The organism is Klebsiella sp. BIGb0149, from assembly GCF_004362605.1.
Lineage (GTDB): Bacteria > Pseudomonadota > Gammaproteobacteria > Enterobacterales > Enterobacteriaceae > Klebsiella > Klebsiella terrigena.
Genome location: NZ_SNYG01000009.1, coordinates 58,873 through 68,718, shown reverse-complemented (window position 1 = coordinate 68,718; position 9,846 = coordinate 58,873). Strand labels below are relative to the sequence as shown.

The following is a 9,846-nucleotide window of genomic DNA, read 5'->3' as shown; positions in this document are numbered from 1 at the left end:
CAGATGGCGAAAGGGCTTCACTGCCGCTGCCCGGCCAGGCGCATAATTTACGGCATATGTTAATGCCCACGTCGGCTAAAAAATTCTGGTGGTAGCACTGACCGCCCGTTCTGCGGAATCAATAACGGCACAACAGTCATCCGTTCCGTATTGACATATAAAATAAATAATATGGGAATTATTTATGTCACAAATGAGCGCTCTTTTAATTATTCTTTTCATTCTTTATACAGGCGATGTTATTTCGACCCGGACAAAAGCCTGGGTCCCTTCCGTCTTTGTTTGTGCGGCGCTGTTTCTGGGCGGGTACTGGACATTTTTCCCGGCGGATATTATCAGCCGGGCGGGGATCACCGCGCCGGTCGCCATCATGCTGATGTATCTGCTGATTACCAATATGGGGACCCTGCTGTCGCTGAAGGAGCTCATGCGCCAGTGGAAAACGGTGGTCGTTGCGCTTGCGGGTATCGCCGGTATAACGGTGGCCGTCTTCGCGGTGAGCCTGCTGCTGTTTGACCACAACACCGCGCTGGTTACCATCCCTCCGCTGGTCGGCGGGATCGTTTCATCATTGATTATGTCGCAAGGCGCAAGCAACGCCGGGCTGGTGGACCTGTCGGTGCTGGCGATTCTGATTTACGTGATGCAGGGATTCGCCGGCTATCCCCTCACCGCCATCATGCTGCAACGCGAAGGAAAAGCGTTGCTTATGCGCTACCGCAGCGGCGAACATCATCCTGATAGCGCTGAAGATGAACGGACCCTCCTCGCCTGCGGTGAAGAAATGATGCCGCGTCTGTTTAGCCGCATCCCCATCAGCTACAACAGTACCTATTTTAAATTCCTGCGCCTGGCGATGGTGGGCTGCCTGGCCTGGTTTGTCTCCGAGCTGGCAAAACCCATCGTCAGCATCAGCCCGTTCGTACTGTGCCTGTTTTTTGGCGTGGTCTTTACTTCATTGGGCTTTCTTGAAAAACATACGCTGCAAAAAGCGAACGGATTCGGCTTTGCCGTAATGGCATTGATGCTGTTTATCTTTGATACCCTGAACAAAGCTACGCCGGATATGCTGCTGCGCCTGCTTTATCCGATGGCGGTGCTCATCGCCACGGCGGTTATCGGCATGTTTATCGTTTCCTGGGCCGTAGGGAAAGCGCTCGGCGTCAGCGGCGCCATGTCGTTCGCCATCTCCCTGACCGCGCTGTACGGCTTTCCGGCGGATTACATCATTACCAACGAAGCCATTAACTCCCTCACCCAGGATGAAAAAGAACGCCAGATGCTGACTCAGCACATGCTGGGGCCAATGCTGGTCGGAGGGTTTATCTCCGTGACGATTGTTTCCGTCATCCTGGCCGGAATACTGGTGGGCTATCTGGCACCGGTTGTCGGCTGAACGCTTTCATTTTCTACCTACTTATGGAGTCCGTTTATGATTAACCCCGCTATTACCGCCATTATTGCCAGAGAAGAGCAGGCAACAATCGCCTTTCGCCGCGATCTACACGCCCACCCGGAGCTGCCGTGGGAGGAACGGCGAACGACGGAGCGCGTCGTGGCGGAACTGGAGAGCATCGGCATCGCCTGCCGTCGTACCGTTCCGACCGGCGTCATTGCAGACATCGCCGGCGGCAGGCCGGGCAAGACGGTCGCCCTGCGCGCCGATATGGATGCGCTGCCGGTGCAGGAGCTCAACGATCGGCTCAGCTATAAATCGCAAATCGCCGGGAAAATGCACGCCTGCGGGCATGATTCCCATACCGCAATGCTGCTCACCGCCGCCCGCGCGCTGTACGAGGTTCGCGAGCAGATCGCCGGTAACGTGCGTTTAATTTTTCAGCCCGCCGAGGAGATCGCCGAGGGGGCGAAAGCCATGATCGACCAGGGCGCGCTCGATGGCGTCGACAACATTTTTGGCATGCACATCTGGTCCGGCTCGCCTGCCGGAAAAATCTCCTGCAACGTGGGGTCGTCGTTTGCCTCCGCGGATCTACTCAAAGTCACTTTTCGCGGCCGCGGCGGTCACGGTTCAATGCCGGAGGCCTGCATCGATGCGGCGGTCGTCGCCTCCGCCTTCGTGATGAATTTGCAGGCTATCGTGGCGCGTGAAACTTCGCCGCTGGAATCCGCGGTGGTCTCTATCGGCCGAATGGATGTCGGCACCCGGTTCAACGTGATTGCCGAAAATGCCGTCCTGGACGGCACCGTGCGCTGTTTCAGCATCGAAACCCGCCAGCGCCTGGAGGCCGCAATAGCGCGCTATGCGCAGCATACCGCGGCGATGTATGGTGCCACCGTTGACGTCGACTACTGCTACGGCACGCTGCCGGTAATTAACGAAGAACGCAGCGCACGGCTGGCGCAATCGGTGATCCGCGAGGCCTTCGGCGACGACGTGCTATTCAGCGAAAAGCCCACGACCGGCGGAGAGGATTTCAGCTTTTATATGCAGGACATTCCCGGCTGTTTTGCCCTGCTCGGCTCCGGCAATAAAGAGAAAGGGAGCGACTACGCCCACCATCACGGATGCTTCAATATCGATGAGCAGGTGATGAAAACCGGCGCCGGGCTGTACGCCCAGTACGCCTGGCGCTATCTGCATCAAAACCGCTTCTGATCGTTTCTCCCCCGGCCTGCGCCGGGGACATATCACATTACGATATGTATTACGTGAAAATGCCTTGTCGGTAAGGGCAAAAACATCAACAATCTATCTATTGTTGATGACACGGAGATAGCCATGTCCACTTCGTTTTTTGTCGCCGCCGACTGGTTAGCGGAACATATTGATGACCCGGAAATCCAGATTATCGACGCCCGAATGGCGCCAGCAGGTCAGGAATCCCTGCGTGATATGGATGCGGAGTATCGCGCGGGCCATATTCCCAACGCCGTATTTTTCGATATTGAAGCGCTTTCCGATCGCACCAGCCCGTTGCCGCATATGATGCCGCGCGCGGAAGCCTTCGCCGTGGCGATGCGCGAGCTTGGCGTGAGCAGCGATAAGCATCTGGTGGTTTACGATGAGGGCAACCTCTTCTCGGCGCCGCGCGCCTGGTGGATGCTGCGGACCTTCGGGGTCGAAAACGTCTCTATTCTCGCCGGCGGCCTGGCCGGCTGGCGGCGCGATGAGCTGCCGCTGGAGCAGGACGAGCCGCAGCTGCCGGAGGGCGAATTCGACGGCCGCTTCGATCCGCTGGTGGTTAAGCGGCTGACCGACGTGCTGCTGGTGAGTCATGAAGGATCGGCCCAGATCGTCGACGCGCGTCCGGCCGGGCGCTTTATCGGTCTCGTTGACGAGCCGCGCCCGGGACTGCGCCGGGGGCATATTCCCGGGGCGTTGAACGTTCCGTGGACCGAGCTGGTGATTAACGGCGAGCTGAAAACTATCGACGAGCTGAACGATATTTTCCTGCGCCAGGGCGTGGACTTCGAGCGGCCGATTATCGCCAGCTGCGGGTCCGGCGTCACGGCGGCGGTGGTGGTGCTGGCGCTGACAACCCTGGGCGTTAACGGCGTCAGCCTGTATGACGGTTCGTGGAGCGAATGGGGCGCCCGCCCGGATCTGCCGATAGAGCCGGCGCAATAAAAATAGCGGCGGGGTTCACGCCCCGCCGTCATCAGATAATGCGGTTCTGCTTGAAATCGCGCAGGAAGCTGCCCCAGCGCTTTTCATAGAAGGGCGCGATATGGGCAATCATAAAGTGGCTGATGCCCTTCTCCCCTTCCACGACCTGACAAATATCGATCGGCTCGTCGCCGGGCTGCGTGTCGGTTGCCACGCTGCCGGTCGCCTGGATGACCTCTTCAATATCCCCCTCGGCCTCAATGCCGATAAGCAGATTCGCCGGCGCGTCGGCGCTGTCCTTAATCGAGCATAGAAACGCACGCTTCACGGTTTTCAGGGATTTAAAGAGCGTGGTCAGCGAATCTACCATCTGCGCTGGCGGCTCGGCCACCTCAGACAGCAGCAGCGGCTGCCCGCCTTCCAGCACGGTTTGCGCGCTCAGAGGACCGCCATCTTCACCCAGCAGATGCTTGATTTCGTTCGGTGTAAACTCTTTTCCGGCCGGCAGTTTGGCATTGAGGAACAGCGTCTCGCCCAGGGTCATCGCCATCAGCGTACGCGCCGGCATCGCCACAAAAGACTGCTCGTCTTCGACAGCCTGCTGCAGCGCCTCCAGCGAGGTAAAAAAGGGAATGACCGAGGCGCCATCATCTTTTTCCCAGTGCTGCAGGTCGACGGCGCTCTCTTCGACAACCTGTTCACCTTCCGCCGCCGCGCCGGGCACCCAAACGGTGGACTCCAGTAGCGTACGGAAAAAAGCCGGGCGATGGCCTGGCTCAATCGCCGCCTTTTCCAGCAGCGTTTCTAATTCATTTTTAGTTTCGGACATGGCTCTCACAACATCAGAATCAGAAATCCCCCGGCCGCGGACGCGGGCCGGAGTGACACAATCCGGGGCGCCAGCGCCCCGCCATTTTTTACTCTGCGGTTAACAGATTGGCAATCGTGCGCACGCCGAGCCCCGTCGCGCCGGCTGACCACTGCTCAACGGCGGATTTACGGTAGGTCGCGGAGCAGTCGATGTGCAGCCAGCCCTGATGATAGTTCTCAACGAAATGGGATAGGAACCCTGCCGCCGTGCTGGCGCCCGCCGGATAGGCGGCGCTGCCGGTGTTGTTCAGCTCGGCGAAGTTCGACGGCAGCTGGCCGCGGTGGAATTCCGCCAGCGGCAGACGCCAGAAGGCTTCGTTTTCCGCCTGCGCGCTCGCCAGCAGGCGAGCCGCCAGCGCGTCGTCGAAGCTGAACAGCGCGTGGTAGTCGTTGCCCAGGGCGGTTTTCGCCGCGCCGGTCAGCGTCGCCGCGTCGATAATCAGCTCCGGCTTCTGCGCAGAGGCATCGATCAGGCCATCCGCCAGCACCAGACGGCCTTCGGCGTCGGTGTTCATAATTTCTACGGTTTTACCGTTACGGTAGCGAATAATATCGCCCAGCTTGAAGGCGTTGCCGCTAATCAGGTTGTCGGCGCAGCACAGATAGAGCTTCACGCGCTTATTCAGGCCGCGGGCGATCGCAAACGCCAGCGCGCCGGTGACCGTTGCCGCGCCGCCCATGTCGGACTTCATCGAATCCATAAACGCGCTCTGCTTGATGCTGTAGCCGCCGGAATCGAAGGTGATGCCTTTCCCCACCAGGCAGGCATAGACCGGCGCGTCTTTATCGCCGGTTGGGTTGTAGTCCAGCGCCAGCAGGACCGGCGGGCGCTCGGAGCCACGTCCTACGGTATGCAGACCAAGATAGTTCTGCTCGCGCAGGTCTTCACCTTTGGTGATGCGGTAGGTCACGTTGTCGCAGCCAACGCCGCACAGCAGATCGACCGCGCGCTGAGCCAGCTGCTCCGGACCTAACTCTTCCGCCGGGGCGTTAATGGTGTCGCGCACCCAGTCAATAATGGCCAGACGGCTATCCAGCTCGCGCTTTTGCGCGTCATCCAGCGCCGGCCACTCAACCTGACGGCTGCCTTTCGGCCCTTTATAGCCCGCCCAGAATGCCCACGCGCGGTCGGTATTCCAGCCCTCGCCGTCGAGCGCAACGTGCCTGATGCCCATGCCGTCAACTTTACGCGCCGCGCGCTGAATAAGGCCCAGGTCGTCTTTACCGTTCAGATGCAAGGTGATGCCGTCGTTGTTGATGCTGTAAGCCGCTTTTTCTCCCCAGCGTGCGTCGGCGGGTTGGGTTGTCAGCGTAATCTTCATGGCTTCGGTCATTTTATTCATCCTTATTAGCAAACGGGCCACCCTATGGCAGCCCGTTAAAATTTTTCCGCTAAATGATTCGCGTTGCAGGAAGGCGGCAAGTAAGCAAATCCCCTGGAGCATAGATAACTATGCGACTGGGGTGAGCGAACGCGGCCAACGCATCTGCAACGTGGAGCATGACGCGAAAATTATTCTGCTTCGTCTAACCAGACTAGCAGAATTGCCTCCAGAATTTTTTCATTGGATGCGTTTGGATCGTCATTAAACTCTTCCAGCTCGCAAATCCACTGATGCAAATCGGTGAAGCGAACGGTTTTCGGGTCGAGATCCGGGAAGGCGTCATACAGCGCTTCGCCAATTTCGCGACTGTCGGTCCATTTCAGTGCCATATCAATGCTCGCGTGCGTGGTTGATGGTGTAGCGCGGAATTTCGACGACCAGATCGTCGGCGGTCACGCGCGCCTGGCAGCTCAGACGGCTGTCGGGTTCCAGCCCCCAGGCCTTATCCAGCATATCGTCTTCATCTTCGGTACTTTCGGCCAGCGAGTCAAAACCTTCACGCACGATGCAGTGGCAGGTGGTGCAGGCGCAGGATTTTTCACAGGCGTGTTCAATCTCAATACCGCTACGCAGCGCGGCATCAAGAATGGTCTCACCGATTTTAGCTTCCACAACTACGCCATCCGGGCACAGGTCCTGATGGGGTAGAAAAACAATCTTTGGCATATTAAACCTCGTCCACGGATTGGCCTTTCAGCGCGGTACGGACCGACTGGTCCATGCGGCGTGCGGCAAATTCCTGGGTTTGTGTGTCTGTATTTTTAATGGCTTCTTTTATTGCATCGGCGTCATCGCCTGCCGCCACCGCGCGCAGCTGCGCCGTTGCGTCATCGATAGCCTGACGTTCTGCGGCGCTTAACAGCGCGGCATCGCTGGCCAGCGCGCTTTCCAGGCTTTCCAGAACGCGTGCGGCTTCGACTTTTTGCTCGGCCAGCATTCGCGCCTTGATGTCCTGCTCGGCGTGGCTCATCGAATCTTTGATCATGGTGGCGATTTCGCTGTCGCTCAGGCCGTAGGAGGGCTTCACCTGAATGGACGCTTCGACCGCGGTCGATTTCTCCATAGCGGTGACGCTCAGCAGACCGTCGGCATCGACCTGGAAGGTGACGCGAATATGCGCCCCGCCCGCCGGCATTGCCGGGATACCGCGCAGCGCAAAACGCGCCAGCGAACGGCAGTCCTGCACCAGCTCGCGCTCGCCCTGCATGACGTGGATGGACATCGCCGTCTGACCGTCTTTAAAGGTGGTGAACTCCTGGGCGCGGGCCACCGGAATGGTGGTATTGCGCGGGATCACTTTCTCCACCAGGCCGCCCATCGTTTCCAGCCCCAAAGAGAGCGGGATAACGTCGAGCAGCAGCAGCTCGCTGTCCGGCTTGTTGCCGACCAGAATATCGGCCTGAATGGCGGCGCCGATGGCGACAACTTTATCCGGGTCAATGGTGGTCAGCGGGGTACGGCCAAAAAACTCGCCGACGCGCTCGCGCACCAGCGGCACGCGGGTGGAGCCGCCCACCATCACCACTTCCAGCACCTCTTCCGCGCTCACGCCGGCGTCCTTCAACGCGCGACGACAGGCCAGCAGAGTACGCTTAACCAGCGGAGCAATCAGCTCATTAAAGTGGCTACGGGTGATTTCGCCCTGCCAGCCGCCGACGTCAACGCGGGCGGTTTCCGCCGCGCTGAGGGCAATTTTGGCCGCAATAGCCGCGTCCAGCAGCTCGCGCTGCAGGCGGTTATCGCTGCGATCGCTAAGGCCCGCCTGCTCGCGCAGGTAGTCCGCCAGCAGATGGTCAAAATCATCGCCGCCGAGCGCGGAGTCGCCGCCGGTGGCCAGAACTTCGAAAACGCCGCGGCTGAGGCGCAGTACGGAAATATCAAAGGTGCCGCCGCCGAGATCGTAGACCGCGATAACCCCTTCCTGACCGGAGTCGAGGCCGTAGGCTATCGCCGCCGCCGTCGGTTCGTTCAGCAGGCGCAGCACGTGCAGGCCGGCCAGACGCGCGGCGTCTTTAGTGCCCTGGCGCTGCGCATCGTCGAAGTAGGCCGGGACGGTAATCACCACGCCGTCGAGGTCGCCGGCAAGGGCTTCCGTGGCGCGGGCGGCCAGCGCCTTGAGGATATCGGCGGAAACGCGGACCGGATTAAGCAGGCCGCCGGCGGTTTGAATCATCGGCAGGCCGTTTTCGCTGGCCTGCAGCTGATAAGGCAGATGCGGGTAGCGGGTCTGAATATCGACCAGCGAGCGCCCCATCATGCGCTTTACCGAGCTGATGGTGTTAACCGGATCCAGCGCCGCATTCTGTCGGGCATCATAGCCGACGCTGAGGCCCGAGGGTTGGTAGTTCACCACCGAAGGCAGCAGGTAGCGTCCCTGGCGATCGGGCAGAGTTTCGGCCTGGCCGCTACGCACGGTGGCGACCAGTGAATTGGTGGTACCCAGGTCAATACCCGCCGCCAGACGACGCTGGTGCGGCGCGGCACTCAGGCCAGGCTCACTAATTTGTAATAAGGCCATAATTGCTTCCGAATATTAATTTACTCGTCATAATCTGTGTTGCAGCTACGTTGGCTGCATAGCGACCCTAACAGGTTAGAGTGAAAAAAACTTTTCTTCGAGTTGTTCTGCAACATTCTGAAGTTTATCGAGAAAACGCAGCTTACGCACGGTATCCGCCGCGATCTCCCACGCTTCGCCGTCTAACTGCTCAACGACCTGCCGCTGACGAACGTCGTACATCCCCTTCACGCGCTGAATAAATGCGGTCAAACGCGCTTCGTCCTGCGATTTTTCGATCTCATCCAGCTCTTCGCGCAGCTCCAGCTGCTCCATCAGGAACGCGGTGTCGCGCACGGTGTGCTGTTCGCTGGCTAAATCGAAGCCGTGAAGCGAAAGGATGTATTCGGCGCGGGTCAGCGGATGACGCAGCGTTTGCCATGCCTGATTGATCGTCGCGGAGTGCTGCACGGAGGCGAGCTGTTCGGCGGCGCTGGCGCTGGCGAACCGGTCGGGGTGATACTGGCGCTGTAAATCCTGGTACCGGACAGCCAGCTGTTCTTGCGAAAGGGTATAACTGACCGGTAACCCGAAGAGGGCAAAATAGTCCATAGTAACCTCAGGGTTAACGAGATAAAGCAAACCCCACGCACGGTACTCCGCTGTGGGGTTATATATCCGCGCCTCTCAGGTCGCATCTTAACCGGCGGCGTTCGCCTACTGTCGTAAGCTTATCGGGAAACGCCCGCCTGCCGCCGCGATGCTGCGCCGAAATTCAGCGGATATAGTGCAGATTACACGTTGAAGCTTTCGCCGCAGCCGCACTCATCTTTGATGTTCGGGTTGGTAAACTTAAACCCTTCATTCAGGCCTTCTTTAACAAAGTCCAGCTGAGTGCCGTCGAGGAACTGCAGGCTTTTGCCGTCGATCACTACCTTGACGCCTTTATCTTCAAACACGGTGTCTTCTGCCGCCGGCTCGTCAACAAATTCCAGCACGTAGGCCATACCTGAACAGCCGGAGGTGCGAACGCCTAAGCGCAGGCCAAAGCCTTTGCCGCGGTTGGCCAGGAAGGTATTCACTCGCGACGCTGCGCTGTCGCTAAGAGTAATCGACATACAATAACCTCTTAATTATTTCGCTTCACGTTTGCTTTTGTAATCCGCAATCGCGGCTTTAATCGCGTCTTCCGCCAGGATAGAGCAGTGGATTTTTACCGGCGGCAGCTCGAGTTCATCGGCGATATCGGTGTTCTTGATAGCCTGAGCTTCGTCCAGAGACTTGCCCTTCACCCACTCGGTGACGAGGGAGCTGGAGGCGATAGCGGAACCGCAGCCGTAGGTCTTGAAGCGCGCGTCTTCAATGATACCTTCATTGTTGACTTTGATCTGCAGCTTCATAACGTCGCCGCACGCCGGCGCGCCGACCATGCCGCTACCGACGGAGTCGTCGCTGTTGTCAAAAGAGCCGACGTTGCGCGGATTCTCGTAATGATCGATAACTTTTTCGCTGTATGCCATGATTAA

General features: G+C 58.8%; 11 protein-coding genes. 3 read left to right on the top strand and 8 right to left on the bottom strand.

Annotated elements, in window-relative coordinates:
• Positions 1-184: 184 nt before the first annotated feature.
• The 3 genes from EDF75_RS24450 (at position 185) to sseA (ending at position 3,589) form a co-directional block, all read left to right on the top strand.
• On the top strand, positions 185-1,396 hold the full coding sequence (locus tag EDF75_RS24450; protein ID WP_133601177.1) for a hypothetical protein: 1,212 nt from the start codon (positions 185-187) through the stop codon (positions 1,394-1,396).
• A gap of 36 nt (positions 1,397-1,432) precedes the next feature.
• Positions 1,433-2,617 carry a M20 family metallopeptidase gene (locus tag EDF75_RS24445; RefSeq protein WP_133601176.1) on the top strand — a complete coding sequence of 395 codons (1,185 nt, stop codon included), beginning with the start codon at positions 1,433-1,435 and terminating at the stop codon, positions 2,615-2,617.
• Between the two features lie 123 nt (positions 2,618-2,740).
• On the top strand, positions 2,741-3,589 hold the full coding sequence (sseA, locus tag EDF75_RS24440; RefSeq protein WP_133601175.1) for a 3-mercaptopyruvate sulfurtransferase: 849 nt from the start codon (positions 2,741-2,743) through the stop codon (positions 3,587-3,589).
• A 31-nt stretch (positions 3,590-3,620) separates the two neighbouring features.
• On the opposite strand, the gene sseB is transcribed toward sseA, so the two are convergent.
• The 8 genes from sseB to iscU all read right to left on the bottom strand — a co-directional run bounded on the left by sseB (position 3,621) and on the right by iscU (position 9,840).
• A complete protein-coding gene (sseB, locus tag EDF75_RS24435; protein ID WP_095100281.1) occupies positions 3,621-4,397 on the bottom strand; it encodes an enhanced serine sensitivity protein SseB in 777 nt (258 codons plus the stop codon).
• 88 nt (positions 4,398-4,485) lie between these two features.
• Positions 4,486-5,772, bottom strand: coding sequence for an aminopeptidase PepB (gene pepB / locus EDF75_RS24430; protein WP_133601174.1), 1,287 nt, complete (start codon positions 5,770-5,772; stop codon positions 4,486-4,488).
• A 179-nt stretch (positions 5,773-5,951) separates the two neighbouring features.
• The gene (iscX, locus tag EDF75_RS24425) at positions 5,952-6,152 is read right to left on the bottom strand and encodes a Fe-S cluster assembly protein IscX (RefSeq protein WP_041146721.1); all 201 of its coding nucleotides are present in this window, start codon (positions 6,150-6,152) and stop codon (positions 5,952-5,954) included.
• A gap of 1 nt (position 6,153) precedes the next feature.
• Positions 6,154-6,489 (bottom strand): ISC system 2Fe-2S type ferredoxin, encoded by a 336-nt coding sequence (gene fdx / locus EDF75_RS24420; protein WP_095100276.1) that lies wholly within the window; start codon positions 6,487-6,489, stop codon positions 6,154-6,156.
• Between the two features lies 1 nt (position 6,490).
• Positions 6,491-8,341, bottom strand: a complete 1,851-nt coding sequence (gene hscA / locus EDF75_RS24415; RefSeq protein WP_133601173.1) for a Fe-S protein assembly chaperone HscA — start codon at positions 8,339-8,341, stop codon at positions 6,491-6,493.
• Between the two features lie 75 nt (positions 8,342-8,416).
• Entirely contained in the window at positions 8,417-8,932 is a 516-nt protein-coding gene (gene hscB / locus EDF75_RS24410) for a co-chaperone HscB (RefSeq protein ID WP_133601172.1), read from the bottom strand.
• Positions 8,933-9,114: 182 nt separating this feature from the next.
• Positions 9,115-9,438 carry an iron-sulfur cluster assembly protein IscA gene (gene iscA, locus EDF75_RS24405; protein WP_041146725.1) on the bottom strand — a complete coding sequence of 108 codons (324 nt, stop codon included), beginning with the start codon at positions 9,436-9,438 and terminating at the stop codon, positions 9,115-9,117.
• Positions 9,439-9,453: 15 nt separating this feature from the next.
• Positions 9,454-9,840, bottom strand: a complete 387-nt coding sequence (gene iscU / locus EDF75_RS24400) for a Fe-S cluster assembly scaffold IscU (protein ID WP_004866383.1) — start codon at positions 9,838-9,840, stop codon at positions 9,454-9,456.
• Positions 9,841-9,846 lie beyond the last annotated feature (6 nt).

What these genes read in the sequence shown, in the direction of transcription:
- iscA (WP_041146725.1), bottom strand. Translation starts at nt 9,438, where the DNA reads ATGTCGATTACTCTTAGCGACAGCGCAGCGTCGCGAGTGAATACCTTC.
- EDF75_RS24445 (WP_133601176.1), top strand. Translation starts at nt 1,433, where the DNA reads ATGATTAACCCCGCTATTACCGCCATTATTGCCAGAGAAGAGCAGGCA.
- sseB (WP_095100281.1), bottom strand. Translation starts at nt 4,397, where the DNA reads ATGTCCGAAACTAAAAATGAATTAGAAACGCTGCTGGAAAAGGCGGCG.
- iscX (WP_041146721.1), bottom strand. Translation starts at nt 6,152, where the DNA reads ATGGCACTGAAATGGACCGACAGTCGCGAAATTGGCGAAGCGCTGTAT.
- sseA (WP_133601175.1), top strand. Translation starts at nt 2,741, where the DNA reads ATGTCCACTTCGTTTTTTGTCGCCGCCGACTGGTTAGCGGAACATATT.
- iscU (WP_004866383.1), bottom strand. Translation starts at nt 9,840, where the DNA reads ATGGCATACAGCGAAAAAGTTATCGATCATTACGAGAATCCGCGCAAC.
- EDF75_RS24450 (WP_133601177.1), top strand. Translation starts at nt 185, where the DNA reads ATGTCACAAATGAGCGCTCTTTTAATTATTCTTTTCATTCTTTATACA.
- pepB (WP_133601174.1), bottom strand. Translation starts at nt 5,772, where the DNA reads ATGACCGAAGCCATGAAGATTACGCTGACAACCCAACCCGCCGACGCA.
- hscB (WP_133601172.1), bottom strand. Translation starts at nt 8,932, where the DNA reads ATGGACTATTTTGCCCTCTTCGGGTTACCGGTCAGTTATACCCTTTCG.
- hscA (WP_133601173.1), bottom strand. Translation starts at nt 8,341, where the DNA reads ATGGCCTTATTACAAATTAGTGAGCCTGGCCTGAGTGCCGCGCCGCAC.
- fdx (WP_095100276.1), bottom strand. Translation starts at nt 6,489, where the DNA reads ATGCCAAAGATTGTTTTTCTACCCCATCAGGACCTGTGCCCGGATGGC.